The 24,637-nt window shown below is 63.3% G+C and carries 22 protein-coding genes, 1 tRNA gene and 1 pseudogene; 14 read left to right on the top strand and 10 right to left on the bottom strand.

Going from position 1 to position 24,637, the window contains the following annotated elements:
* The first annotated feature begins 51 nt into the window (after positions 1-51).
* The 3 genes from QQL85_RS20240 (at position 52) to QQL85_RS20230 (ending at position 1,793) form a co-directional block, all read left to right on the top strand.
* Entirely contained in the window at positions 52-483 is a 432-nt protein-coding gene (locus QQL85_RS20240; protein WP_284356512.1) for a D-Ala-D-Ala carboxypeptidase family metallohydrolase, read from the top strand.
* A gap of 65 nt (positions 484-548) precedes the next feature.
* Positions 549-857, top strand: a complete 309-nt coding sequence (locus QQL85_RS20235; RefSeq protein ID WP_284356511.1) for a transcriptional regulator — start codon at positions 549-551, stop codon at positions 855-857.
* A 51-nt stretch (positions 858-908) separates the two neighbouring features.
* Entirely contained in the window at positions 909-1,793 is an 885-nt protein-coding gene (locus QQL85_RS20230; RefSeq protein ID WP_284356510.1) for a pseudouridine synthase, read from the top strand.
* A 75-nt stretch (positions 1,794-1,868) separates the two neighbouring features.
* On the opposite strand, the gene QQL85_RS20225 is transcribed toward QQL85_RS20230, so the two are convergent.
* Both QQL85_RS20225 and acnA read right to left on the bottom strand, forming a co-directional pair.
* Positions 1,869-3,434, bottom strand: coding sequence for a methyl-accepting chemotaxis protein (locus QQL85_RS20225; protein ID WP_284356509.1), 1,566 nt, complete (start codon positions 3,432-3,434; stop codon positions 1,869-1,871).
* 135 nt (positions 3,435-3,569) lie between these two features.
* Positions 3,570-6,311, bottom strand: a complete 2,742-nt coding sequence (gene acnA, locus QQL85_RS20220; RefSeq protein WP_284356508.1) for an aconitate hydratase AcnA — start codon at positions 6,309-6,311, stop codon at positions 3,570-3,572.
* Between the two features lie 224 nt (positions 6,312-6,535).
* Between acnA and rlmM the strand changes: the two genes are divergently transcribed.
* The 3 genes from rlmM (at position 6,536) to pdxB (ending at position 9,123) form a co-directional block, all read left to right on the top strand.
* Positions 6,536-7,600: a 23S rRNA (cytidine(2498)-2'-O)-methyltransferase RlmM gene (gene rlmM, locus QQL85_RS20215; RefSeq protein ID WP_284356507.1), complete on the top strand. Its 1,065-nt coding sequence runs from the start codon at positions 6,536-6,538 to the stop codon at positions 7,598-7,600.
* A gap of 77 nt (positions 7,601-7,677) precedes the next feature.
* Positions 7,678-7,920 carry a sulfurtransferase TusA gene (gene tusA / locus QQL85_RS20210; RefSeq protein ID WP_016500764.1) on the top strand — a complete coding sequence of 81 codons (243 nt, stop codon included), beginning with the start codon at positions 7,678-7,680 and terminating at the stop codon, positions 7,918-7,920.
* Positions 7,921-7,980: 60 nt separating this feature from the next.
* Positions 7,981-9,123: a 4-phosphoerythronate dehydrogenase PdxB gene (gene pdxB, locus QQL85_RS20205; RefSeq protein ID WP_284356506.1), complete on the top strand. Its 1,143-nt coding sequence runs from the start codon at positions 7,981-7,983 to the stop codon at positions 9,121-9,123.
* Positions 9,124-9,175: 52 nt separating this feature from the next.
* On the opposite strand, the gene QQL85_RS20200 is transcribed toward pdxB, so the two are convergent.
* Positions 9,176-9,349, bottom strand: coding sequence for a PA1571 family protein (locus QQL85_RS20200; protein WP_284356505.1), 174 nt, complete (start codon positions 9,347-9,349; stop codon positions 9,176-9,178).
* A 209-nt stretch (positions 9,350-9,558) separates the two neighbouring features.
* Between QQL85_RS20200 and QQL85_RS20195 the strand changes: the two genes are divergently transcribed.
* The 3 genes and pseudogenes from QQL85_RS20195 (at position 9,559) to QQL85_RS26825 (ending at position 13,113) form a co-directional block, all read left to right on the top strand.
* Positions 9,559-11,322: an ABC transporter transmembrane domain-containing protein gene (locus QQL85_RS20195; RefSeq protein WP_284356571.1), complete on the top strand. Its 1,764-nt coding sequence runs from the start codon at positions 9,559-9,561 to the stop codon at positions 11,320-11,322.
* Between the two features lie 174 nt (positions 11,323-11,496).
* Positions 11,497-12,180, top strand: a pseudogene (locus QQL85_RS26830) (methyl-accepting chemotaxis protein); the annotation flags it as partial.
* Positions 12,181-12,345: 165 nt separating this feature from the next.
* Entirely contained in the window at positions 12,346-13,113 is a 768-nt protein-coding gene (locus QQL85_RS26825) for a methyl-accepting chemotaxis protein (RefSeq protein WP_391132624.1), read from the top strand.
* A gap of 54 nt (positions 13,114-13,167) precedes the next feature.
* On the opposite strand, the gene QQL85_RS20185 is transcribed toward QQL85_RS26825, so the two are convergent.
* Positions 13,168-13,244, bottom strand: a tRNA-Pro gene (locus QQL85_RS20185).
* Between the two features lie 82 nt (positions 13,245-13,326).
* Positions 13,327-13,548, bottom strand: a complete 222-nt coding sequence (locus QQL85_RS20180; protein WP_013971697.1) for a YgdI/YgdR family lipoprotein — start codon at positions 13,546-13,548, stop codon at positions 13,327-13,329.
* Between the two features lie 188 nt (positions 13,549-13,736).
* Between QQL85_RS20180 and moaB the strand changes: the two genes are divergently transcribed.
* Positions 13,737-14,276, top strand: coding sequence for a molybdenum cofactor biosynthesis protein B (gene moaB, locus QQL85_RS20175; protein ID WP_284356503.1), 540 nt, complete (start codon positions 13,737-13,739; stop codon positions 14,274-14,276).
* Complete coding sequence (locus QQL85_RS20170) at positions 14,260-15,486, top strand: molybdopterin molybdotransferase MoeA (RefSeq protein ID WP_284356502.1); 1,227 nt, start codon at positions 14,260-14,262, stop codon at positions 15,484-15,486. Before moaB ends, QQL85_RS20170 begins: the two co-directional genes overlap by 17 nt.
* Here QQL85_RS20170 and QQL85_RS20165 read toward each other — a convergent pair.
* Positions 15,475-16,722, bottom strand: coding sequence for a glycosyltransferase family 4 protein (locus QQL85_RS20165; RefSeq protein WP_284356501.1), 1,248 nt, complete (start codon positions 16,720-16,722; stop codon positions 15,475-15,477). The two genes, QQL85_RS20170 and QQL85_RS20165, sit on opposite strands and share 12 nt — an antisense overlap.
* Positions 16,723-17,036: 314 nt before the next feature.
* Between QQL85_RS20165 and yegS the strand changes: the two genes are divergently transcribed.
* Positions 17,037-17,924, top strand: coding sequence for a lipid kinase YegS (gene yegS, locus QQL85_RS20160; protein WP_284356500.1), 888 nt, complete (start codon positions 17,037-17,039; stop codon positions 17,922-17,924).
* Here yegS and QQL85_RS20155 read toward each other — a convergent pair.
* The 3 genes from QQL85_RS20155 to QQL85_RS20145 all read right to left on the bottom strand — a co-directional run bounded on the left by QQL85_RS20155 (position 17,908) and on the right by QQL85_RS20145 (position 20,328).
* Complete coding sequence (locus tag QQL85_RS20155) at positions 17,908-18,567, bottom strand: response regulator (protein WP_284356499.1); 660 nt, start codon at positions 18,565-18,567, stop codon at positions 17,908-17,910. The genes yegS and QQL85_RS20155 overlap by 17 nt on opposite strands.
* On the bottom strand, positions 18,557-19,453 hold the full coding sequence (locus tag QQL85_RS20150) for a sensor histidine kinase (protein WP_284356498.1): 897 nt from the start codon (positions 19,451-19,453) through the stop codon (positions 18,557-18,559). The genes QQL85_RS20155 and QQL85_RS20150 overlap by 11 nt, the downstream gene beginning before the upstream one ends.
* 365 nt (positions 19,454-19,818) lie before the next feature.
* Positions 19,819-20,328 (bottom strand): histidine kinase, encoded by a 510-nt coding sequence (locus QQL85_RS20145; RefSeq protein ID WP_284356497.1) that lies wholly within the window; start codon positions 20,326-20,328, stop codon positions 19,819-19,821.
* A gap of 351 nt (positions 20,329-20,679) precedes the next feature.
* Here QQL85_RS20145 and QQL85_RS20140 point away from each other — a divergent pair, with 351 nt between their 5' ends.
* Both QQL85_RS20140 and QQL85_RS20135 read left to right on the top strand, forming a co-directional pair.
* Positions 20,680-21,615 (top strand): chemotaxis protein CheV, encoded by a 936-nt coding sequence (locus tag QQL85_RS20140; protein ID WP_284356496.1) that lies wholly within the window; start codon positions 20,680-20,682, stop codon positions 21,613-21,615.
* 56 nt (positions 21,616-21,671) lie between these two features.
* Positions 21,672-22,475 (top strand): MOSC domain-containing protein, encoded by an 804-nt coding sequence (locus QQL85_RS20135; protein ID WP_284356495.1) that lies wholly within the window; start codon positions 21,672-21,674, stop codon positions 22,473-22,475.
* A gap of 67 nt (positions 22,476-22,542) precedes the next feature.
* Here QQL85_RS20135 and QQL85_RS20130 read toward each other — a convergent pair whose 3' ends face one another.
* Positions 22,543-24,468 carry a transglycosylase SLT domain-containing protein gene (locus QQL85_RS20130; RefSeq protein ID WP_284356494.1) on the bottom strand — a complete coding sequence of 642 codons (1,926 nt, stop codon included), beginning with the start codon at positions 24,466-24,468 and terminating at the stop codon, positions 22,543-22,545.
* Positions 24,469-24,637: the final 169 nt, after the last annotated feature.

Here is a 24,637-nt window from a genome sequence, read left to right as displayed (position 1 = left end):
GAATGTGAGCTGATGATCCGGTGCCTACATTCAGCCATCGGGAGCCTCGCCATGTTGATCACCCCGCATTTCACGCTTGATGAAATGATCGTTTCACAGCTGGCCGCCAGGGACGGATTCAGTAACATCCCCCCACCCGAGGCCAGGGCCAACCTGCAATTGCTGTGCTGCGCGCTGGAACAAGTGCGCGCAATGTTCGGAATGCCAGTCATCGTCAGCAGCGGTTTTCGGAGCGAGAGGGTCAATCGGCTGATCGGCGGCGCCGCGAACAGCCAGCATGTGCAGGGGCTGGCGGCAGACTTCACGGTAATCGAAGTTACCCCTCGGGAAACCGTGCGTCGAATCATGGAAAGTACCGTGCCCTTCGATCAGCTCATCCTGGAGTTCGATGACTGGGTGCATTTGTCCGTGTCACGCGGTAAGCCGCGTCGGGAGGTGTTGACCATTCATAAAGGCGGTCGCTACCTGCCGGGGCTGCAATGAAGCGCATTGACGGCGGCAAGGGGATGTTCGTATGCTGTATATAAATACAGTATCGAGGTGAACCCATGCTCAACGTCGAGCAACTCAAGTACAGCGTCAACCGCATGCCCGTCGAGCGGGTGGCCGATGCCGTGCTGGAACTGCGCCTCGAAGGCCTGGTCACCGATGACCGTACCCCGTTCGGCAAGGTCCACTTCAATACCTGTTTCGCCGAGGTCGAGGCCCTGTTCCAGCGTGCCGGTTACCACCGTGGGCTTGATGTGGTGGGCTACCAAGGGTTGCTGTATGCCCTCTACGACCCTGGCCGCTGGGAGCCGGTGCAGGTGCTGCGCTGGCTGAAGGAGCGCAGCGAGGCAATAGACCAGGCTGGTTGAGGACGCGGGCTTGGGGGATAATGCGCGGCCGTGAACGTTTCGAGCCCTGCCATGACCACGCCTTTCGACCCCGCCCGCCAGCAAGCCAGCACGGTGTGCCTGCCCCCTGGTAACTGGGCGACGGTGCTCGATTGCCTGTGTGACCATTTTCAGGCCATCGATCGCGCCCAGTGGCTCGACCGCTTCGCCCGTGGCCGGGTGCTGGATGCCGAGGGGCGAGCGGTCGCTGCCGAACTGCCTTATAAGCGCGGCATGCGTTTGCACTATTTCCGAGAAGTACCGAACGAACGGCCGATCCCGGTGCAGGAAACGGTGCTGCATGTGGATGAGCACTTGGTGGTGGCTGACAAGCCGCATTTCCTGCCGGTGACGCCGACCGGTGAATACGTCGAGCAGACTTTGCTGCGCCGCCTGATCCGTCGCCTGGATAACCCGCACCTGGTGCCGCTGCACCGCATCGACCGGCACACCGCCGGGCTTGTGCTGTTTTCTGCCAACCCGCACAGCCGCAGCGCCTACCAGCGCTTGTTCCCCGAGCGGCGTATCGACAAGCGCTACCAGGCCATTGCTGCGGCCATGCCGCAGCATGAATATCCGCTGGTACACAAAAGCCGGCTGGTGCATGGCGAGCCGTTTTTCCGCATGCATGAGGTAGAAGGGGAGGCGAACAGTGAAACCCTGGCCGAGGTGCTGGAGAAAAACGGTGAGCTGTGGCGTTATGGGTTGTCGCCGGTAACCGGCAAGACCCACCAATTGCGCGTGCACATGGCGGCATTGGGGGCGGGGATCAGCAATGACCCGTTCTATCCGCAGTTGCTCAACGAAGAAGATGACTACCAGCGGCCGCTGAAACTGCTGGCGCAGAGCCTGCGCTTCAAGGATCCGTTGAGCGGGGAAGAGCGGTATTTCGAAAGCCGGTTGCGGCTGGACTGGTAACGCAGAAAATCAGGCTTGCGCGGTCCCTGTGGGAGCGGGCATGCCCTCTCCCACAGGGATAGCCTGTACCAGGCCTTAACGGTTGAAGCGCTCCACCAGCGAGTACTGGCTCCCCGCCGTGCTGGTCAATTCTTCGCTGAGCAGTGCCGAGTGCAGGGCTTGTTCGGCAGTCTGGTCGGCCAGTTCGGCAATGGTGCTGATGTTGCGGCTGATCTCGTCAGCCACTGCGGTCTGCTCCTCGGTGGCTGCAGCAATCTGGGTGGCCATGTCGGTGATGTTGGCTACCGCTTCGCTGATTCCCACCAGCGCCTCGTCAGCCTGCATCACCCGGTCGACGCCTTCCTGCGCCTGGCGGTGGCCGGTTTCCATGGTCAGCACGGCGTTGCTGGCGGTTTGTTGCAGTTTGGCAATCAGGCCATGGATCTGACCGGTGGACTCTGCAGTGCGCTGAGCCAGCTGGCGCACTTCGTCAGCCACCACGGCAAAACCACGGCCCATTTCCCCCGCGCGTGCCGCTTCGATCGCCGCGTTAAGTGCCAACAAGTTGGTCTGGTCGGCGATGCCCTTGATCACATCGACCACGCCGCCAATTTCGTCGCTGTCCTTGGCCAGTTGGGTAACCGTCTGGCCGGTTTCACCCACCGCTGCCGACAGGCGCTCAATGGCATCGCGGGTTTCCCCGGCAATCTGCCGTCCCTGGCTGGTCAGGCGGTTGGCTTCCTGGGTGGCGTCGGCGGTGCGCTGCACATGGTTGGCCACTTCCTGAGTGGTGGCGGCCATCTGGTTGACGGCTGCGGCAACCTGCTCGGTTTCTACCCGCTGGCGCTCCAGCCCCGAGGAACTCTTGTGTGCCAAGGCGTCAGACTGGCGTGCCTGCTCGCTAAGGTGTTCGGCACTGTCCTGCAGGCGGGTCAGGCAGGTTTTCAGGCGGGCGTCCTGGCTGAGCATGGCCATTTCCAGGCGCGCCTGTACACCACGGCTATCGGTGAACATCTGTGCGATCAGCGGGTCGGAGGTGGTCTGTTCGGCCAAGCGCAGCAGGCGCTTGAGGCCGCGCTGCTGCCAGCTCAGGCCGAGCAAGCCCAATGGTATGGAAAGCCCGGCGGCCAAGGCGAAGCCCCAGGAATGACCAAGCCAGTTGCCGATCAGGAAGCCTGCCTGGCTGATCAGGATGAACGGCAGCCAGTCCTGCAACACCGGCAGCCACTTGTCACGGCGCGGTACTGGCGGCTTGCCCTGGTTGATGCGCTGGTACAGCGCCTCGGCGCGACGGATCTGCTCGGTGGTGGGCTTGACCCGCACCGACTCGAAGCCAACGACCTGGTTGTTGTCGTAGATCGGCGTGACATAGGCGTTGACCCAATAGTGGTCGCCAGACTGGCATCGGTTCTTGACGATGCCCATCCACGGCTGGCCCTGCTTGAGCGTTTGCCACATATGGGCGAACACGGCGGGCGGCACGTCGGGGTGACGCACCAGGTTGTGCGGCGCACCGGTCAGCTCTTCGCGGGTGAAACCACTGATTTCGATGAAGGCATCGTTGCAGTAGGTGATCACACCCTTGGCATTGGTGGTGGAGATCAACCGCTGCTGGGCAGGGAAAGTCCGTTCTCTCTGGGTAATCGGCTGGTTGTTACGCATGGGTTGATAGTCCGCAAGGCTTTCGACAGGTATCGGCAAGGGACTGGTTTTATTGAATGATTATTTAATGTGAACGATTGCAGGCATGCCAGCCCTGCCTGGGGCCGCTGTGCGGTGGCCCCAGGCAGGGCTGACTTAGCCGGCAATCAGCTGTCGCAGCACATAATGCAAAATCCCCCCTGCCTTGAAGTACTCCACCTCATTCAGGGTATCGATACGGCACAGCACCTCGATCTGCGCCTGCTGCCCATCCTCGCGGGTGATGCGCAAGGGCAGGCTCATGCCCGGGCGGATCTGCGCGCCATTCAAACCCAGCACATCGATTTGCTCCTTGCCGGTCAGCCCCAGTTGCTTGCGGTCGTCACCGGCCTTGAACTGCAGCGGCAGCACGCCCATGCCCACCAGGTTGGAGCGGTGAATACGCTCGAAGCTTTCCGCCAGCACGGCCTTGACCCCCAGCAGGTTGGTGCCCTTGGCTGCCCAGTCGCGGCTTGAGCCGGTGCCGTATTCCTGGCCGGCAATCACCACCAGCGGGGTGCCTTCCTGCTGGTAGCGCATGGCCGCGTCGTAGATCGACAGCTTCTCGCCGCTGGGTATGTGCAGGGTGTTGCCGCCTTCTTCACCCCCCAGCATTTCGTTGCGGATACGGATGTTGGCGAAGGTGCCGCGCATCATGACTTCATGGTTGCCACGCCGCGAGCCGTAGGAATTGAAGTCACGCGGCTCCACCCCCTGTTCACGCAAGTAGCGCCCGGCTGGGCTGTCGGCCTTGATGTTGCCAGCCGGCGATATGTGGTCGGTGGTCACCGAGTCGCCCAGCAGCGCCAGCACCCGTGCGCCCTGGATGTCGGCGATCCGTGGCGGTGGGCCGCCGATGCCGTCGAAGAACGGCGGGTGCTGGATGTAGGTAGAGTCGGGCTGCCACACATAGGTGGCGGCCTGTGGTACCTCGATGGTCTGCCATTGCGCATCGCCGGCGAACACTTCGGCATATTCCTTATGGAACATCGCCGTGTCGACTTTGGCCACGGCTCCGGCAATTTCCTGCTGGCTTGGCCAGATGTCGCGCAGGTAAACCGGCTGGCCATCGTTGCCTGTACCCAGCGGGTCACGCGTCAGGTCCAGGCGTACGCTGCCGGCAAGGGCATAGGCCACCACCAGCGGCGGCGAGGCCAGCCAGTTGGTCTTGACCAGTGGGTGCACGCGCCCTTCGAAGTTGCGGTTGCCCGACAGCACGGAGGCTACGGTGAGGTCGGCGCTGCCGATGGCTTTCTCGATCGCTTCGTCCAGCGGGCCGGAGTTGCCGATGCAGGTGGTGCAGCCATAGCCGACCAGGTCGAAGCCCAACTGGTCGAGGTAGGGGGTGAGCCCGGCGGCCTTGAAGTAATCGGTGACCACCTTGGAACCTGGCGCCAAAGAGCTTTTGACCCAGGGTTTGCGTTGCAGGCCTTTCTCCAGAGCCTTTTTCGCCACCAGCCCGGCGGCCATCATCACACTGGGGTTGGAGGTGTTGGTGCACGAGGTGATCGCGGCAATCACCACCGCGCCATCGCGCAGGGTGTGGGTCTGGCCTTCATGGCTGTAGTCGATCTCGCCCGCCAGGTCGGCATTGCCCACCGCTACGCCGCCGCCGCCCTCGCTCTCCAGGCGGCCGACTTCCTTGGCCAATGGCTTGGGTTGCAGTTCGATGAAGTGGTCGAAGGCTTGGTGCACCTCGCCCAGTGCCACACGGTCCTGTGGCCGCTTGGGCCCGGCCAGGCTGGCCTCGACCTCGTGCATGTCCAGTGCCAGGCTGTCGCTGAACAACGGCTCCTGGCCCGGCAGGCGCCACAGACCCTGCGCTTTGCAGTAGTACTCGACCAGTTGCACGGCCGCTTCGGGGCGGCCCGACAGGCGCAGGTAGTCCAGGGTTACCTGGTCGACCGGGAAGAAACCGCAGGTGGCGCCATACTCCGGCGCCATGTTGGCGATGGTCGCACGGTCAGCCAGGGGCAGTTCGGCCAGGCCGTCGCCGTAGAACTCGACGAACTTGCCCACCACGCCTTTCTTGCGCAGCATCTGCGTGACCGTCAACACCAGGTCGGTGGCAGTGATGCCTTCGCGCAGTTTGCCGGTCAGCTTGAAGCCGATCACTTCGGGGATCAGCATCGACACGGGTTGGCCAAGCATGGCCGCCTCTGCCTCAATACCTCCGACACCCCAGCCGAGCACACCTAATCCATTGATCATGGTGGTGTGCGAGTCGGTACCGACCAGGGTGTCGGGGAAGGCGTAGGTGCGGCCATCGGCTTCACGCGTCCACACCGTGCGGCCCAGGTATTCCAGGTTGACCTGGTGGCAGATGCCGGTACCCGGCGGCACTACGCGGAAGTTGTCGAAGGCGCTCTGGCCCCAGCGCAGGAAGGCATAACGCTCGCCATTGCGCTGCATTTCGATATCCACGTTCTCGCCGAAGGCCTGCGGCGTGCCGTAATGGTCGACCATTACCGAGTGGTCGATCACCAGGTCCACTGGTGACAGCGGGTTGATCCGCTGCGGGTCGCCGCCGGCCTTGGCCATGGCTGCGCGCATGGCGGCCAGGTCGACCACGGCCGGCACGCCGGTGAAGTCCTGCATCAGCACCCGCGCCGGGCGATACTGGATCTCGCGGTCAGAGCGTCGCTCGCTTAGCCACTGGGCAAGGGCGCGCAAGTCGTCGCCGGTGACGGTATGGCCGTCCTCCCAGCGCAGCAGGTTTTCCAGCAGCACCTTCAGCGACATGGGCAGGCGTTGCAGGTCACCCAGCTGGCGGGCGGCCTCGGTAAGGCTGAAATAGTGATAGGTCTGGTTGCCGACCTGGAGGGTCTTGAGGGTGTTCAGGCTGTCGAGCGAGGGCATTGCCAACTCCTTCTGCGCCGGTGCCCGGCAATTACTCGAGGTCTGCCGGTGTCACCGCTCTGTTTCGATCCGCACGGTACGGACCTGGCTGAAAGGTCAGGTTAGACCGCTTTGCGGCCCCTGACCCTTTTCTGGACCGGCGGGGCGTGTCGCAGGTTCCGATCTTCCTTTATCATCGCCGCCCTGCCGGCGCCTGTTGCGCGCCCGCCGTAGTGGAGTGAGAGATGAATACCCTGTTCATGCATTGCCGGCCCGGTTTCGAGGGCGAGGTTTGCGCCGAAATCAGCGAACATGCTGCCCGACTGGGCATTGCCGGCTATGCCAAAGGCAAGCCACACAGTGCCAGCACCGAGTTTGTCTGTACCGAAGACGGCGGTGCCGAACGGTTGATGGGGGCGCTGCGGTTCAACGAGCTGATTTTCCCGCGGCAGTGGGCCCGTGGTGGTTATGTCGAGCTGCCGGAGACCGACCGCATCAGTGTGTTGTTGGCGCAGTTGGCCGATTTGCCGGTGTTTGGCAGCCTGTGGCTGGAAGTGCTGGACAGCAACGAAGGCAAGGAATTGTCCACCTTCTGCCGCAAGTTCGAAGTGCCGCTGCGCAAGGCCCTGGAAAAGGCCGGCCGCTTGGTCGATGACACCAGCCGCCCGCGTTTGCTGCTCACCTTCATCAGCGGCCGGCGGGTGTTTGTCGGCCTTGCCCCAGGCAACAACAGCGCGCTGTGGCCCATGGGCATCCCACGGCTGAAGTTCCCCCGCGAGGCACCCAGCCGTTCGACCCTAAAGCTGGAAGAAGCCTGGCACCAGTTCATCCCGCGTGAGCAGTGGGAACAGCGCCTGGGCGATGACATGACCGGCGTCGACCTGGGCGCCTCGCCGGGTGGCTGGACCTACCAGCTGGTGCGCCGGGGCATGCTGGTGACGGCGATCGACAATGGGCCGATGGCCGAAAGCCTGATGGACACCGGCCTGGTGCAGCACCTGATGGCCGATGGTTTCACCTGGCAGCCGAAACAGCCGGTGGACTGGATGGTGTGCGACATCGTCGAGAAGCCGGCGCGCACCACCTCGCTGATCGAAACCTGGCTGGGCGAGGGGTTGTGCCGCGAGGCGGTGGTCAACCTGAAGCTGCCGATGAAACAGCGGTATGCCGAAGTACGCCGGCTGCTCGACCGCATGGAGGCGACGTTCAAGACGCGCAAGATCAGGGTATCGATTGCCTGCAAGCAGCTGTATCACGACCGTGAGGAAGTGACTTGCCACCTGCGCCGGATGGACTTGAAACCGCGTTGATTTCGGAGGGCTGCAAGTCAGCCCCTTGGTCGAAACGGCGCTATGCGCGACAATGACGATCATTTGCGGAGCCCTCCATGACCGATTTCACCCCCGACGCCATCCTCGACGCCACCGGCCTGAACTGCCCGGAGCCGGTAATGATGCTGCACCAGCATGTGCGCGACCTGGCCGCTGGCGGCCTGCTGAAAGTCATCGCCACCGACCCGTCCACCCGCCGCGACATCCCCAAGTTCTGCAACTTCCTCGGTCACGAACTGCTGCAGCAGCAAGAGGACGCCGGCACCTTCCTGTACTGGATCCGTAAAAAAGCCGACTGAAGCGCTCTGGAACACGCCCCGCGTTGCGCCTACACTGCGTTCCCCAGACAGGAGAGCGCCATGCTGATAGTTGCCGACGAGAACATCCCGCTGCTCGATGCCTTCTTCCAGGGTTTCGGTGAAATCCGCCGCTACCCGGGCCGAGGCCTCGATGCCGCCAGCGTCAAGGACGCCGATATCCTGCTGGTGCGCTCGGTAACCAAAGTCGATCGTCAACTGCTCGAAGGCAGCCGCGTACGCTTTGTCGGTACCTGCACCATCGGCACCGATCACCTGGACCTGGATTACTTTGATGAAGCCGGGATCCGCTGGAGCAGCGCACCGGGCTGCAATGCGCGCGGTGTGGTCGATTATGTGCTCGGCAGCCTGCTGACCCTGGCCGAACTGGATGGCGTGGCCTTGCCCGAGCGTGTGTATGGCGTGGTGGGCGCGGGCGAGGTGGGTGGCCGTCTGGTGCGTGTGCTGCACGGCCTGGGCTGGAAGGTGCTGGTGTGCGACCCGCTGCGCCAGGCCGCCGAAGGTGGCGACTACGTCAGCCTCGAGACAATTCTGCAGCAATGCGATGTGATCAGCCTGCATACCCCGTTGCAACGCGCTGGCGAGCACCCGACCTGGCACTTGCTGGGCCAGGCGCAGCTGGCACAGTTGCGCCCGGGGGCCTGGCTGGTCAACGCCAGCCGTGGCCCGGTGGTAGACAACGCCGCGTTACGCGAGCTGCTGCTGGACCGTGAAGACGTGCATGCGGTGCTGGATGTGTGGGAGGGCGAGCCGCAGGTCGACCTGCAACTGGCCGACCTGTGCACGTTGACTTCGCCGCACATTGCCGGCTACAGCCTCGATGGCCGCCAGCGTGGTACGGCGCAGATCTATCAGGCGTTGTGCCGCTTCCTCGGCGTGGACGAGCAAGTGCAACTGGCAGACTTGCTGCCACGGCCGCCGCTGGCTCAGATTGAGCTGGACGCCAGCACCGACCCGGCCTGGGCCTTGGCGACCCTGTGCCGTGCGGTGTACGACCCGCGTCGCGACGATGCCGATTTCCGCCGTAGCCTCAGCGACGATCCCCAGCAGCAGCGGGCGGCGTTCGACCAGTTGCGCAAGCAGTACCCGCCACGGCGCGAAATCGAAGGGTTGGCGGTGCGTTTGCGTGGCGAGTCTCCACAGTTGGCACAGCTGGTCAGTGCCTTGGGTGGGGTGTTGGCCTGATTCAGGCCAATAAAAACCCGGCGCAAGCGCCGGGTTGCAAGTCATTCGCCCATCAACCTTTGCGTACGCGCTCGACCCGGCTTTCTTCCAGGGCCTTGCAGGCCTGCTGGATCATCTGCTCGGTGATTGGCACTTCGCGCCCCTGAGCGTCGATGATCGAACCGCATACCTGCGATTGCGGGGTGTTCTTGGGCTTCTGGTTGTCACTGCTGGGCTGCAAGCTCATGCACGGTCTCCTCATCAGGTTCAAGCGCAGGGTAGTCCTGCGCCGTGACTGGCCTGTGACAGTTCCTGTATCACGTTGGAAACAGTCCACCAGAAACGGGGTGAAACCACCATAGCCTGGTTAGATCGATGGGCTATAGCAACCTGCACGCGTTCCCCTGGCCTGCAGGAGTGGTAGTCTGCGGCTTCCCCGCCATTGTGGTCGCCGCCATGCCCGAATCGGTTTCCCCAGGCCAACGCCGTGCTTTGCGCCTGGCCTGGCAGTTCGTTCGCCCCTATCGCCGGCAGGTACTGCTGGCCTTGCTGGCGCTGGTGGTCACCGCCGCCATCACCTTGTCGATGGGCCAGGGTATCCGCCTGCTGGTGGATCAGGGCTTCATGACTCGCTCCGCGCACCAGCTCAACCAGACCATCGGGTTGTTCCTGCTGCTGGTGCTGGCCCTTGCAGTGGGCACGTTCAGCCGTTTCTATCTGGTGTCGTGGATTGGCGAGCGCTGTGTGGCCGATATCCGTCGCGCGGTTTTCGATCACCTGATAGGCCTGCACCCAGGCTTTTTCGAAGACAACCGCAGCTCCGAGATCCAGTCGCGGCTGACGGCGGACACTACCTTGCTGCAGTCGGTCATCGGCTCGTCGTTGTCGATGTTCTTGCGCAACGCGTTGATGGTCATTGGCGGCGTGGTGTTGCTGTTCATCACCAACCCCAAGCTCACCAGTATCGTGGTGGTGGCCCTGCCGTTGGTGCTGGCACCGATCCTGCTGTTCGGCCGCCGGGTGCGTAGCCTGTCGCGGCAGAGCCAGGACCGGGTGGCCGATGTGGGCAGCTATGTGGCCGAGACGCTGGGTCAGATCAAGACGGTGCAGGCCTACAACCACCAGGCGCACGACCGCGAACTGTTCGCCGGCACGGTCGAAGCGGCATTTACCGTGGCCCGCAAGCGGATTGCCCAGCGTGCCTGGCTGATCACCCTGGTGATCGTGCTGGTGCTGGGGGCGGTTGGGGTGATGTTGTGGGTTGGCGGCATGGACGTGATTGCCGGGCGTATCTCCGCAGGCGAGTTGGCTGCATTCGTGTTCTACAGCCTGATCGTCGGTAGCGCCTTCGGCACCCTCAGTGAGGTGATCGGCGAGCTGCAGCGTGCCGCCGGTGCCGCCGAGCGGATTGCCGAGCTGTTGGCCGCGCGCAGTGCAATCCTGCCGCCCGGCGTGGCGCAGGCGCTACCACAGCAGCGGTCCAGCGGGCACATCGAATTGCAGCAGGTGGTGTTCGCCTACCCGTCACGCCCGACGGTGGCGGCTGTCGATGGCCTGAGCCTGGTCATCGAACCTGGGCAGACCGTCGCCTTGGTTGGCCCCTCGGGGGCGGGCAAGTCGACCCTGTTTGATTTGTTGCTGCGCTTTTACGACCCCCAACAAGGGCGCATCCTGCTCGATGGCCAGGCAATTACCGAGCTCGACCCCGATCAGCTGCGCCGACAGTTCGCCCTGGTGGCGCAGAATCCCTCGTTGTTCCGTGGCACGGTGGAGGCCAATATCCGTTATGGCCGGCCCGAGGCGACCCTGGCAGAAGTCGAAGCAGCGGCCCGCGGTGCCCATGCCGACGAATTCATCCGGCAATTGCCTCAGGGCTATCAGACGTTGCTCGGGGAGGGTGGCATTGGCCTTTCCGGCGGCCAGCGCCAACGCCTGGCGATTGCCCGGGCCTTGCTGGTGGATGCGCCGATCCTGCTGCTGGACGAAGCCACGAGTGCCCTCGACGCGCAGAGCGAGCACCTGATCCAGCAGGCACTGCCCAGCCTGATGGCCGGGCGAACCACGTTGGTGATCGCCCATCGTCTGGCCACGGTGCAGCATGCCGAGCGCATCGCAGTCGTCGACAAGGGGCGGCTGGTGGCGGTGGGCACTCACCGTCAGTTGATCGAGGAAAGCCCGCTGTATGCACGGCTGGCAGCCTTGCAGTTCACCACGCAGTAGGTTGTCGTGGCTTTGTAACATTTCTGTAGCAATTGCCTGAGAGTATCTGGCTCAACTGTTGCGTAAGTGCTCGACCTGGCTGCCATTGCTTGATGGCAGCTTTTTTTTGGCCCGCCAGTAATGGGGGCTGCACAGCGGCCCCAGCCCTCTCTCTCTCTGGTTCCGAGACCCTAGATGTTGCGTAAATCCCTCAGAGTGCAAATTCTCTCGTTGCTCGGCGGCAGCCTGGCGGCGATGTTGCTGATCGCCCTGGTGTGTTTCCAGTTTCTGTCGTCCAGCGTGCGCGGTTATGCCGAGCTGGTCGACGGGCCGTTGCGGGCCTCGCAATTGATCGACGAGGCCAACCTGCAGTTCAAGATCCAGGTGCAGGAATGGAAGAACGTGTTGCTGCGTGGGCGCCAACCAGCAGACATGGACAAGTACTGGCAGCAGTTCCAGGCCCGTGAACAACAGGTTCAAGACTTGCTCGGGCAACTGATCGACAGCAGCGACGTCAGGCTCAAGGCGCCGTTGCAGCAGCTGCGTGACAGTCACCGGCAGTTGGGTCAGGCCTATGCCCAAGGCCGCCAGGCCTTCCTTGCCGCAGGTGGTGACCCGGTAGCCGGCGACCAGGCGGTCAAAGGTGTGGATCGCGCCGCCAGCGAGCAGATGAGCGAGCTGGTCGAGCAACTGCGTGCCGATGCCCGCCAGCGTGCGGCCAGCATCAGCGCCAGCGCCGAGCGCACGGTATGGCTGGGCCTGTTGGTGATGCTGGCCTCGGCGGTGCTGGTGGGGTTGCTCAGCCTGTGGCTGGTCAACCGCAGCCTGATCGAGCCGATTCGCCAGCTGATCGAGTATGTCGCACAACTGAGCCAGGGCCGCTTTGCCGCCCGGGTGGATAGCCGCCGCGAAGATGAACTGGGGCGCCTGGCACGGGCTGCCAACACGCTGCGCGACTTCCTTGCCGATACTGTTGGCAGGTTGCAGGACAATGCGCAGGAGCTGGAAGGCGCCAGTGGCCAGTTGCGTAGCATCGCCGGCGACATGGCCCGTGGTACCCACGACCAGTTCCAGCGTACCGACCAGGTGGCCACGGCCATGCACGAGATGTCCGCCACCGCCCAAGAGGTCGCCCGCCATGCCGCCGAGGCCGCTCGTGCGGCGGATGACGCCGACCACAGTGCCCAGGCTGGCGAGCAGGTGATGCAGCAGACCATCGACATCATCGGTGTGGTCAACCGCGAAATCGCCGGCACGGCGGCGGTGATCCGCGACCTGGAGCACGACAGCACGCGCATTGGCAAAGTGCTGGAGGTGATCCGTGGCATCGCTGAGCAGACCAACCTGCTGGCGCTCAACGCAGCCATCGAGGCGGCCCGCGCCGGTGAGGCCGGGCGTGGATTTGCGGTGGTGGCTGATGAGGTACGCAGCCTGGCCCAGCGCACGGCAGCGTCGATTGCCGAGATCCACCAGATCATCGAAGCCGTGCAGTCGGGCGCGGTTGAGGCGGTCAAGGCCATCGAGAGCGGCCAGCAACGCAGTGAAGAGGGGGCCGAACAAGTGCAGCAGGCCGGGCAGATGCTGCAGCGCATCACCCTGGCGGTGGAAGCGATCCGCGACATGAACCGGCAGATCGCCACTGCGGCCGAAGAGCAGACCAGCGTGGCCGAAGACATTTCGCGCAACCTGATCGAAATCACCCGCATTGCCACAGCCAACCAGGAGGCCGTGCAGCATACCGAGCAAGCGGGGCAGCGCCTGCATGGCTTGTCGGGGCAGCTGGGCGAAGTGACCTCCCGCCTGAGCGCCTGATAGGTTTCAGGCACAACAAAAAGCCCGCGCAAGGCGGGCTTCTTGATGAGGATCTGGTCGGAGAGACAGGATTCGAACCTGCGGCCTTCTCGTCCCGAACGAGACGCGCTACCTGGCTGCGCTACACTCCGATGAACAAAATCCTACTGCATCCCGTTTTGGGCAGCAAGCCCTTGTTGTTTAAAGGGCCTTTGCCTGAAATGGCGGGCTGTTTCAGAGCTCTTTGACGGTGCGGATCTGGTCTTTGTTCAGGCGGGTGCGCTTGCCATCCAGTTGCTCGAATTCGTAGAAGCCGGAGTCTTCATCGTACTTCGGTGTGTCTGTGGCCTGGATTTCGCGGCCATCGTTCAGGGTAATGACGGTCGGCGAAGCGCAGCCGGCAAGGGCGCCCAGGCCTAGGGCGAGCAGGAAGGCGGGTAGGGTCCGTTGAATCATCGTGTTTCTCCAGTGCGATGGTGCTAGATGTCAGTTAAGACGCAGGGTGTCCATGCAAGTTCCTTCTTTTAGTGCAGCATAGCGGCAAACCCGGCCTTTTGACCGAGGGCAATAGCCGTGGGCGCAACGCCGGGAAAGGTGCGCTGTGATATAACTGCGGCCATCTCATCCTGTTGTGACGGACACCCATGAAAGCCAAGGCAGATACCCCCTTCGTGGCGCTGAACATCGCCGTGCTCACGGTCAGCGACACCCGTACTTTCGACACCGACACCTCCGGACAGCTGTTCGTCGACCGCCTGAGTGCGGCCGGCCACCGTTTGGCCGAGCGCGTGCTGCTCAAGGATGACCTGTACAAGATCCGCGCCCAGGTCGCGACCTGGATCGCCGATGACAGCGTGCAAGTGGTGTTGATTACAGGGGGGACCGGTTTTACCGGCCGCGACAGCACGCCAGAAGCGGTGGCCTGCCTGCTGGACAAACAGGTGGAAGGGTTTGGAGAACTGTTCCGGCAGATCTCCGTGGCCGACATTGGCACCTCCACCGTGCAGTCGCGTGCCTTGGCCGGGCTGGCCAATGGTACCTTGGTGTGCTGCCTGCCGGGCTCGACCAATGCTGTGCGCACCGGCTGGGATGGCATCCTTGCCGAGCAGCTAGATGCCCGTCATCGCCCGTGCAACTTCGTTGCGCACCTGAAGCAGGCACCGGCCTGTGACAGCCGTGGCTGAAGCCAGCCAGGCCCGGCCGCTGATGCCGGTGGAACAGGCCCTGGCACAACTGCTGGCGCTGGCCGAGGCGGCGCCGATCCGCGAGACCGAGAACCTGCCACTGGCCGAGGCCGAAGGCCGTGTGCTGGCCACCGACCTGGTGGCCTCGCTCGACCTGCCGCCCTGGCCGAACAGCGCCATGGACGGTTATGCCTTGCGCAAAGCCGACTGGCAGGGCCAGCCGTTGCCGGTCAGCCAGCGCATTTTTGCCGGCCATGCGCCACAGCCGCTGCAACCGGGCACCTGCGCGCGGATCTTCACGGGGGCGCCTGTGCCGGAAGGGGCCGACTGCGTCGAGATGCAGGAAAACACCAAGGTGCTCGACGATGGCCGGGTGCGCTTTCTCGAAGCGTTGCAAACCGGACAGAACATACGCCCCCAGGGTCAGGAGACCCGCAAGGGCGAGCAGGTAATGAGCGCCGGCACCCGCCTTGGGCCGATCGAGCTGGGCCTGGCGGCGACCCTGGGCCATGGTCGGCTGGACGTGGTGCGCAAGGTGCGGGTGGCGGTGCTGTCGACGGGTGACGAACTGGTCGAGCCCGGCCTGCCGCTGGGCCCTGGGCAGATCTACAACAGCAACCGTCGGCTGCTGGTCAGCTGGTTGCAGCGGCTGGGCTGCGACGTGGTCGATGCGGGCATCCTGCCGGATGACCTTGCACATACCCGTGCCTGCTTGGCCTCGCTGGGCGACGTTGACCTTATCTTGTCTACCGGCGGTGTCTCGGTGGGTGAGGCCGACTACCTCGGTGCTGCCCTGCGCGAAGCTGGCGAGCTGGTGTTATGGAAACTGGCGATCAAGCCGGGCAAGCCGTTGACCTTCGGCCACTTCCAGGGCGTGCCGGTGATCGGCCTGCCGGGCAACCCAGCCTCTACCTTGGTCACTTTTGGCCTCCTGACCCGGCCCTACTTGCTCCGTCGTCAGGGGGTGGCCGATGTCACACCGCTGCGTTTCGACATGCCAGCCGGCTTCGACTGGCCCAAGCCTGGCACACGCCGCGAATACCTGCGTGCGCGCATCGAACAGGGCCAGGTGTGCATCTACAAGAACCAAAGCTCGGGGGTGCTGCGCAGTGCAGCCTGGGCCGAGGGCTTGGTAGAAGTGCGTGAAGGCAGTACACCTAAACAGGGCGATAGCGTGCCGTTCATTCCCTTCAGCGAGCTACTTGGTTGAGCGGCCCAGCCAGGCACTGCCCAGCGGCGCGGCCTCGGCAGGCGCTGCCTGGGCCAGGCGCATGTGCACGTTCTCCAGTTGCTGGGCCGCCACGCTCCAGTCGTGGCGTTGGCGGGCGAACTGCCGCCCGGCATCGCTCAGCTGGTTCATGCGCCAAGGCTGGTTGAGCAGTTGGGTGATCAGCAGGGCGAGCTGGTCACCGTCATCACTGCCCAGGTAGTGCTCACCGTTGTTCGCGGCCAGGCCCGATACACCTTTACCAGTAGTGATCACCGGCAGGCCTGCGGCCATGGCTTCGAGTATTTTTACTTTGGAGCCGCCGGCATAACGCAGCGGCGCGAAGAACAATGCCGAACGCTTTTGCAACTCACGCAGGTCAGGGCGGTAGCCAAACCATTCGATGCGCGGGTCGTTCCAGTGCAGTTTCCAGCTGATCGGCAGGGCGTGCCCGGCTATCGCCAGGCGCACCGCCGGGTTGCTCATCCACACTTGCGGCATGATGTCTTCCAGTGCCCACTCGATGGCTTCCAGGTTGGCGCCATACTCAAAGTTGCCCACGAACAACAAGCGCTGGCTGTGCAGCGCCGGTTGCACATGCTGGTAGAAATCACAATCCACACCGTTGACCACCACGTTCACCGGGCGCCCGCTGATCTGCGCGATCAGCTCGGCATCGTGAGCGCTGACCGCCACCAGCTCGGTGGGTTGGCGTAGCACCCGTTTTTCCCAGCGCCGGTAGCGCCAGCGGTCAAAGGCATTGAGCGGGCGCAACCAGAGCGGCAGGCGGTCGTGGCAGGCACCGCCCATCACTGACTCCAGCGTGTGCTCGCTGAGCATGTAGGGCAGCCCGCGGGCCTGCAGAGCCTTTTCGAACGGCTGGAAGCTGTAGCTGTGCTCGATCTGGATCACGTCCCAGGGTTCGTCCAGCAATTGCTCGAAGCGGTGCCGCAGGCAAGGGGACAGGCCATTGATGATTGCCCGCATGGGGTAGTCGATGATCGGCGAAGCCAGCAGGTTCAGTGGGCTGTGCAGTGGCCGACGGGGTAGCACGATCAGCCGTTCGAGTAGCGGCTCCAGGGCTTCGCGGGCCGCATCGCTGAGCGGGATTTTCGACTGCACCAGCAGGGTAATGCGGTGGCCCTGCTGTGCCAGTGCGCGCATCAGGTGGTATTGCCGGGTCTTGCTGCCGCTGGTAGTTGGCCAGGGCAGGTACGGCAGTGTCCAGAGAATGCGCATGACCCGGAATCCTCGCTGAAAGCTGCGGATGAAAAGACGCGCCCGTCGGCAGTGTTGTGCATACCACTGCCGGGGGCGCGTCCATGGCCAGGATTGAGATTGGCCCAGCAAACAGAAGTCAAAAGGCTGACCTCCCTGGAAAAAATGTTGGCCTGGGTCAAAAACTTGTCAAAAGTGTATTTTCTGAGCATAGCCGCGCATTGCCGGGTGTGGGAAAAAGACCGCGCCGGCTGCGGTATTTTTTTACACACATGCAACGATCCGAGGCTGTGCATGGTCGAGATCTGGGTTGGTCAATTTCACGGAGATGCGCTATGCAAGGGCGCAAGGCAATGCTGATCCTGCACGGTAAGCAGGCGATGAACGAAGAGCTGCGCAGCGCCGTGCACGACCTGCGCGAGAGCGGCTGGCCGCTGGATGTGCGAGTGACCTGGGAGGGCGGGGACGCCCAGCGACTGGTTGGCGAAGCGCTGGCTGCCGGCTACACCCATATTGTCGCTGGTGGTGGGGATGGCACGTTGCGCGATGTGGCTGAAGCCATGGGCCAGGCCAGCGCCCAGGCCAGCCTGGCCTTGTTGCCGCTGGGCACGGCCAACGATTTTGCCAAGGCTGCCGGCGTTCCTCTCGCGCCTGCAGCGGCACTGGCGCTGCTCAATACGCCAGCGCAGGCCATCGATCTGGGGCAGGCCGGCGACCAGTTGTTCCTCAACATGGCCACGGGTGGGTTCGGCAGCCAGGTCACGGCCAATACCTCCGAAGACTTGAAAAAAGTGCTGGGTGCCGCCGCCTATCTGTTCACTGGATTGTCGCGCTTCAGCGAATTGCAGGCGGCCTCGGTAGAGCTGCAGGGGCCGGGCTTCCATTGGCAGGGGGACTTGCTGGCGCTGGGCATCGGCAATGGCCGCCAGGCCGGGGGCGGGCAGGTGTTATGCCCTGAGGCTGTGGTGAACGACGGCTTGCTGGAGATTGCCATCCTGCCTGCGCCGCAGGAGGTGGTCGGGGCCCTGCGCGATCTGCTGGCCGGCGATGGCCTGTTCGTTCGGGCCCGGCTGCCTTGGGTCGAGATCAAGAGTGCGCAAGGGCTGGATATCAACCTCGATGGCGAACCGTTGCAGGCCGGCAACCTGCGCTTCCAGGCCAGGCCTGCCGCGCTACGTTTGCACCTGCCGGCCGGGTCGCCATTGCTCAGTCGTCCAGGCTGATGATCTTCTCGCGCACGGCAAACAGCACCAGGCCAGCCACGTCATGAATCTGCAGGCGCTTCATGATTTGCGAACGGTGGGTTTCGACTGTCTTGATAGACAGGCCCAGGCCCGTAGCGATCTCCCGGGTGGACTTGCCACGCACGATCAGGCGCAGGATTTCCAGTTGCCGGGCAGTGAGGTTATGCCGCTCGCCAGCGGCCTGCTTGCCCTGTTTGGTGTGCCGTAGCGCCTGATTGATGACGGTGTGGGCGATGGCCGGGCTGAGGTAGCGCTCGCCGTTACGCACCGCGCTCAGGGCCTGTTCCAGCTCGGTGGCGCTGGTGTCCTTGAGCAGATAGCCGTGGGCGCCGCTTTCCAGCGCCCGCATGATCAGGTCGGGGTCGGTGTGCATCGACAGAATCAGCACTTTGCAGGTGTTGCCGCTGGCCCGCAGTTGAGTCAGGGCATCCAGGCCGCTGGTGGAGCGCATCGAAATGTCCAGCAAGACGATATCAGGCGCCAGTGTGCGCACCTGTTCGAGCAGTTGGCCGCCATCGTCAGCTTCGCCGATGACGTCATAGCCGGGGATGTCGCAGACCAGCGCGCGCACCCCGGCGCGTATCAGCGAATGGTCGTCAACCAGCAGCAGTCTACAGGTCATGGGGGGCATTACTCCGGGCGCGTTGCTGGGTGCGCGGCGGCCAAGGGAACATCGCCTCGATCTGCGTGCCCAGGCCAAGCTGGCTGGTGATATCGAGGCTGCCCTGCAATGCGGTTACCCGCTCCTGCATGCCGGCCAGGCCGCGCTGGCCTGCCTCGGCCGGATGCCGGGCAGGGATGAAACCATGACCATCGTCGTGGATCGACAGCGCCAGACCTTCAGGGGTGCGCTGCAGGCGGATGACCAGGTTGTGTGCCTGGGCGTGGCGCAGCATGTTGGTCACCGCCTCTTGGGTAATGCGGAACACTGCCATGGCCACGGCTTCGTCGATGCCGCCCAGGCGCTGGTTGCACGCCAGGCTCCAGTGCACGCTGCTGCTGGCCAGGGTACGTACCAGGTGCGCGCGCAGGCTGGCTTCCAGGCCAAGGCTGGCCAGCTGCCGGGGGTTGAGCAGGGCGGACACATCGCGCACATTGCCCAGGGTGTCATCCAGCGTGCTGCGCAGCGCATCGCAGTGGCCCTGCAGCTCTTCGGGCATACGCCGCTGCAGCCACTGCAGTTGCAGCTTCGCCGCAGTGAGCAATTGGCCGATGTCGTCGTGGAGTTCCCGGCTCAGATGCTGACGCTCGTCTTCCTGCACCTTGAGCATGCGCTCGGCCAGTTCGGCCGGGCGCAGGCTGATCGACCTTGCGCCCAGACCCAGTTGCATGGCGGCGCCCAGCGTGGCGGCCAACTGCAGCACCAGCAGGCTGGCCGGGATTGCATGATCGGTCAGGTACAGCGCCAGGTTCGCAACCAGCGAGGCCACGCACAGCCCGACCGTTGCCCAGCGCAGCAGGGCAGCGCGGGAGCAGCAACGCAGAGAAGTCTTCAAGCGTGGGGACATAGATAGGGAAGCCACTGAAGTATTGCTGATGGAGGCCTTGCACAATGCTGCTCAGAGGCTTTGGCGCAGTACTTTCGATGTTTTTTCGAGTATGTGATCGTGCAACCTTGCTTCAGGTTGCAAGCCTTTGTGGGGGCGCATATTACCACTTCGCACTGCATCGGTCGCGGCTGGGAAACGCTTTGAAACGCCTGCTGGTCTGGCATTTTCGGGTAGCAAAGTGCCACCCTTTTATCGCGTGGGTCATACTTGTGCTGCAACTAGCGCGGCCAGGGTTCAAGGTGGTCCACCGAAAACCTGTAGAACTTTCCAAGTTTGACCATGGTGGGGCTTGAATACAGGTGCTTAGTTGCACTTTATACAAGTTAACGCGCCGGGTTAGACCGGTCAGGGCGCTCGCCGGCTGCCACTTTACCCTGCGGGTGAATGCACACGCTGCCTTGCTCATCGCATGACGTACAGGCTGATGCAAAAGGTTGTTGCACGACCTTCGCCAATTCACCCAGCAGCACCAACTGTTCGCCGATGTCCAGGTTCAACCGTCCAGTCCGGGTATCGACCAGCTCCAGCTGCCAGGCCAGCAGGGTAAGGCAGGCCCCTATCGCGGGCAGGGCTGCACGTTGCAGGCAGCCATCGTGGCAGGCCGGGGCGAGCAATTGTTGCAGTGCGGTGGTGTAGTGGGCGACTTCACGCAGGCCCAGGCGTGTGGCTTGACGGGCGAGGCTGTCGAGGGCGTTGTCCATGCAGCGGCAGGCATCCAGATCATTGTCGATCAGTTCCAGATGCTGCAGGCATTCCTGGGCCTGGGTCAGCAGTACCTGGGCATCCAGCAGGAAGCCTTGCAGGGCGTCATCGAACGATAAGGCAGTGTCCATTGTCAGGTCCCCGCGCGTGGGGTAGGCGCAGGGGACGGGCACGCCGAAACGATAGCTAACAAAAGCCTGACTCCATTCATGCAGTGAGAATGGCGTCACATTAATGGCTAAAGGATATCGCGAACATCAGGTTGCACCCGATTGCTGCTAAGGGTTTCCCTGATGCTGGGCTAGGGTGGGGAACTTTTGCAGTGCCCTTGGGTTTACCCCGCGTGTCCGCAGTAAAGCATGATGGTAAAGTGATATCAATTGCCTTCGCGGCATTTTCCCGCAAGGGTCAAGGTGCGCGTGAAGCCGCCGATACAGGGTGGATGATTTCACCTTTTCCGACTCAAGCCTGGGGGTTTTCCAATGGCTGGCATTCTCGACACAGTAGACCAACGCACGCAACTGGTGGGTGAGAACCGCCTGGAAATTCTGATGTTTCGCCTGGCCGGCCGCCAGCTGTTCGCGATCAACGTGTTCAAGGTGCAGGAAGTGCTGCAGTTGCCCAAGCTGACCCTGATGCCGCAACGCCACGCCTTCGTCTGCGGTGTGGTCAACTTGCGCGGGCAGACCCTGCCGGTGATCGACCTGTCCCAGGCGATCGGCATGCGTCCGCTGCTGCCTGGGCCAGACAGCACCATCATCGTCACTGAGTACAATCGCTCGGTGCAGGCCTTCCTGGTGGGCGGCGTGGACCGCATCGTCAACATGAACTGGGAGTCGATCATGCCGCCGCCTTCCAGCGCCGGGCGCCAACACTACCTGACCGCCATCACCAAGGTCGATGACAAGCTGGTGGAGGTGATCGACGTGGAGAAGGTGCTGGCCGAGATCGTGCCGTACAACGCTCGGGTCTCTGGCGATAAACTTGCCGACCCGGTGCTGGCCCGGGCCCGTGGCCGTGAGGTGCTGCTGGTGGACGACTCCAGCGTGGCTCTGGCGCAATTGCGCGACACCTTGTCCCAGTTGGGCGTCAAACTGCATGTGGCCAGTGATGGCCTGAAGGCGCTACGCATGCTCAAGGGTTGGGCCGATGCCGGGGAAGACGTGTGCGAGAAGCTGCTGATGGTATTTACCGATGCCGAAATGCCGGAAATGGACGGTTACCGGCTGACCACCGAGATCCGCAGTGATGCACGCCTGCGCCAACTCTATGTGGTGCTGCATACCTCACTCTCGGGCAGTTTCAACGAGTCCATGGTGAAGAAGGTGGGTTGTGACAACTTCCTGTCCAAGTTCCAGCCTGATCGCTTGGTCGACGTGGTCAAGCAGCGCCTGCTACTGGATGCCACCACTGCGTGAATCCGGGGGCGGCCAGGTATAAGCTTGGCTTTTTGGTAGGGTGCGAGGCAGCAGGGATGTTTCTCAGTGAGTTGTATCGATACCTGGTGAAGTCGGGGCAGGCGCAAAGCCTGCAGGCCTCACCGGTGGGGGTGCTGGGGTTGCAAGGTGACCGGCGCTGGATGGTGGTCGAGGAAGAAAATGGACGCTTCCTGACCCAGCGCGCATGGCCACAACTTGGCCAGCTTCAGGCGAGCGATGACGACAGTGGCCAGTTGCTGTTGCAGGCGCCCGGAAAGGCGCCATTGCAGGTGGCGGTACCGCCTGCCGATGACGCCCTGCGAGGTGTGACCATCTGGCGAGACACGTTGCGTGTGCCGGACGCTGGCGATGCAGCGGCGGCCTGGCTGAGCGAGTTGCTGGGCAAGGCCGTGCGCTTGGTGCATTGCCCGGAGCAGCGCGCGCGTTACCTGCCCAATGGTTATGGCTTCAACAGTGACCGCGCGGCGTTTCCGGATGGTTTTCCGTTGTTGCTGATTGGGCAGGGCTCGCTTGACGAGCTCAGTCGGCGCATTGGCCGGCCTATGGGGATGCTGCGCTTTCGGCCCAATTTGGTGGTGCAGGGGACTGAGCCCTTCGCTGAAGATGGCTGGAAGCGGGTTCGCATAGGCAGCCTGGAGTTTCGTGTGCTCAAGCCGAGTGTGCGCTGCATCTTTACCACGATTGACCCGGCCACTGGGGAGCGTACTCCCGACCGTGAGCCGATGGCCACGCTCAAGACCTTCCGCGAGAAAGAGGGGGATGTGCTGTTTGGGCAGAACCTGGCAGTGGATGGGGAGGGGTGGCTTGAGGTGGGGATGAAGGTGGAAGTCCTGGAGTAACTGCGTTTGCTGCACCGGCCTCTTCGCGGGTTTACCCGCGAAGAGGCCGGCTCAGGCTCAGCGAACCTTACATGTCATCGAAATACCGTTCATGCCAATCCACCAGCGGCTGCGGCGAATTCAGCTTCTGCCCGTAGATCACCGAATACGACAGCACGTTCTGCACATACTGGCGTGTTTCGTCGAACGGGATCGACTCTACCCACACATCGAAGCTCAGGTGCTTGGCGCCCTTCAGCCATTGGCGAACGCGCCCGGGCCCTGCGTTGTAGGCCGCTGAAGCCAGCACACGGTTGCCGTTGAACTGGCTGTGCACCTGGCTCAGATAGGCCGCGCCCAGCTGGATGTTCTTGTCCGGGTTCAGCACCTGCGCCGGTGACGCCAATGGAATGCTGAACTTGCGCGCGGTTTCCTTGGCTGTGGCTGGCATCAGCTGCATCAGGCCGCTGGCCCCCACCGGTGAGCGCGCATCTTCCATGAATGCACTTTCCTGGCGAGTGATGGCAAATACCCAGCTCGAATGCAGGCCGCGGACCTTGGCTTCGCGCACCAGCGTGTCGCGGTGGGCCATCGGGAAGCGGATGTCCAGGTCGTCCCAGTATTGCGCCTGGCTGATGGTGCGGATGGCCGGGAAGTACCAGCGCAGCTCATAGCCCAAGCGTGCCTGGGCAACCATTTCGTCGCGGGTGAAGTGGCGGCTGACGTGGTACCACTCGCGGCGGCCTTCGACGATCTGGCCGCGGGCGTGGAATTCCAGTGCACGCTGGATACCGGGCGTGTTGCGTACCTTCTTGACCAGTTGCGGGCTCAGCAGCAGCGGCTTGTTGTTCAACTGGTACGGCGTTTGTGCCCGGTCGGCAGCGAGGAAGCCATAGAAATCACGCTCACGCGCCACGGTCTTGTACAGAAGCGGGATCTGCGGATTGTTCGGCTGTGCCAGTTCCAGGCTGCGCGCCTGCCAGTACTTCCAGCGGCTGCTGCTGGCCAAGTCTTGGGGCAGGCGTTTGGTCAGCTCGTAAGCGTCTTCCCAGCGGGCCAGGCGCAACAGCAGGCGCAGGCGCCACTCGCTGACAGTGTTGTCGCGCAGCTCTGGGTCGTAGCGGGTCATCAGGTCGAGGGCGCGCGGGTCGTAGCGGCGCGCCAGGGTCAGGCCGATTTCGCGGGCGATCGCCACCTTCTCGTCGCGGGAAAAGTGCATGCGCTGGGCGTAGTCGTCGAGCAGCGCCATGGCCCGTTCCGGATCCTGTCGGGCCAGGCGGCGCAGGCCGAGGCTGACCACGTCGGACATGGCCTCGTTGACCGGGGTGAAGCGCGACGGCTGGTTGAGCAGCTCAGGCTTTTGCGCCACGTCGACCAACAGGCGCCCCTGCGGGCCGAGGGTGGTCAACGTCTTGACCAGGTTGTTGGCCAAAGCGTAGTTGCGCGCCTGGGCCGCCAGCTTGGTGCGTTCCCAGCGCTTGGCCTCGGTCAACTGGCCTTCGGCCGCCCACATGCCGAACAGCGTGTCGCAGGCCGCTGGCTGCGACTTGCCGACGTTCCACAGTTTGTCTGCCGTGGCGTAGCCCTCGGCGCGCAAGCCATGGCTGAGTTGGTATTGGCCGTTGAGGCAGTCCAGTTCGGTGAAGTTGAGCTTGGGGTCGTAGTACTTGACGAAGGTATTCCATTCGCCGCGTTCAGCCAGCCAGCGCAACCAGCGCAGCTTCATCCAGTTGGCCTGGGGCAGGTCGCCATGCTTGGCGAGGAAACCTTCGATTTCCTGGTTGCTGGCGGTTTTCAGGCGGGCGGTGAGCTCGTCGTAGGCCAGGTAGGGTGTCAGCGGGTAGTCGCTCAGGGCCTGGGCATAACGCTGGTACGGGCCTTTGTCGCCCTTGGCCAGCGCACGCTTGGCCTCGTCATAGTACTGGCGCTGCTGGGTGAGGTCGGTGGCCTGCGCCGCGCAGGTGGCAGCGGTGAGCAGCAGGCAGGATGCAATATGTAACAGGCGGCTGCGCATGATACGTCCGGGCAGTTGAACCATGGGGAAGTGACGGCAGAGCCAGCACTGTTGGAAGCAATTGCCTTAGCTTAGCCGTTTGCCGGCGGCGGGTGAAAGCACTGTGCTTGTATCGGGATATTAAGTTCGACCAGATGTCGCCAGGTACTCGCCGGTTGGCTTGGCGGAT

Origin of the sequence: Pseudomonas putida (assembly GCF_030159595.1) — a bacterium.
In the GTDB taxonomy this organism is placed as follows: Bacteria; Pseudomonadota; Gammaproteobacteria; order Pseudomonadales; family Pseudomonadaceae; genus Aquipseudomonas; species Aquipseudomonas putida_AC.
This window is presented reverse-complemented; position numbering and strand designations above follow the sequence as displayed.

Coding starts and splice junctions, on each gene's coding strand:
- QQL85_RS20240 (WP_284356512.1), top strand. CDS start 52: ATGTTGATCACCCCGCATTTCACGCTTGATGAAATGATCGTTTCACAG.
- QQL85_RS20235 (WP_284356511.1), top strand. CDS start 549: ATGCTCAACGTCGAGCAACTCAAGTACAGCGTCAACCGCATGCCCGTC.
- QQL85_RS20230 (WP_284356510.1), top strand. CDS start 909: ATGACCACGCCTTTCGACCCCGCCCGCCAGCAAGCCAGCACGGTGTGC.
- QQL85_RS20225 (WP_284356509.1), bottom strand. CDS start 3,434: ATGCGTAACAACCAGCCGATTACCCAGAGAGAACGGACTTTCCCTGCC.
- acnA (WP_284356508.1), bottom strand. CDS start 6,311: ATGCCCTCGCTCGACAGCCTGAACACCCTCAAGACCCTCCAGGTCGGC.
- rlmM (WP_284356507.1), top strand. CDS start 6,536: ATGAATACCCTGTTCATGCATTGCCGGCCCGGTTTCGAGGGCGAGGTT.
- tusA (WP_016500764.1), top strand. CDS start 7,678: ATGACCGATTTCACCCCCGACGCCATCCTCGACGCCACCGGCCTGAAC.
- pdxB (WP_284356506.1), top strand. CDS start 7,981: ATGCTGATAGTTGCCGACGAGAACATCCCGCTGCTCGATGCCTTCTTC.
- QQL85_RS20200 (WP_284356505.1), bottom strand. CDS start 9,349: ATGAGCTTGCAGCCCAGCAGTGACAACCAGAAGCCCAAGAACACCCCG.
- QQL85_RS20195 (WP_284356571.1), top strand. CDS start 9,559: ATGCCCGAATCGGTTTCCCCAGGCCAACGCCGTGCTTTGCGCCTGGCC.
- QQL85_RS26825 (WP_391132624.1), top strand. CDS start 12,346: ATGGCCCGTGGTACCCACGACCAGTTCCAGCGTACCGACCAGGTGGCC.
- QQL85_RS20180 (WP_013971697.1), bottom strand. CDS start 13,548: ATGATTCAACGGACCCTACCCGCCTTCCTGCTCGCCCTAGGCCTGGGC.
- moaB (WP_284356503.1), top strand. CDS start 13,737: ATGAAAGCCAAGGCAGATACCCCCTTCGTGGCGCTGAACATCGCCGTG.
- QQL85_RS20165 (WP_284356501.1), bottom strand. CDS start 16,722: ATGCGCATTCTCTGGACACTGCCGTACCTGCCCTGGCCAACTACCAGC.
- yegS (WP_284356500.1), top strand. CDS start 17,037: ATGCAAGGGCGCAAGGCAATGCTGATCCTGCACGGTAAGCAGGCGATG.
- QQL85_RS20155 (WP_284356499.1), bottom strand. CDS start 18,567: ATGACCTGTAGACTGCTGCTGGTTGACGACCATTCGCTGATACGCGCC.
- QQL85_RS20150 (WP_284356498.1), bottom strand. CDS start 19,453: ATGTCCCCACGCTTGAAGACTTCTCTGCGTTGCTGCTCCCGCGCTGCC.
- QQL85_RS20145 (WP_284356497.1), bottom strand. CDS start 20,328: ATGGACACTGCCTTATCGTTCGATGACGCCCTGCAAGGCTTCCTGCTG.
- QQL85_RS20140 (WP_284356496.1), top strand. CDS start 20,680: ATGGCTGGCATTCTCGACACAGTAGACCAACGCACGCAACTGGTGGGT.
- QQL85_RS20135 (WP_284356495.1), top strand. CDS start 21,672: ATGTTTCTCAGTGAGTTGTATCGATACCTGGTGAAGTCGGGGCAGGCG.
- QQL85_RS20130 (WP_284356494.1), bottom strand. CDS start 24,468: ATGCGCAGCCGCCTGTTACATATTGCATCCTGCCTGCTGCTCACCGCT.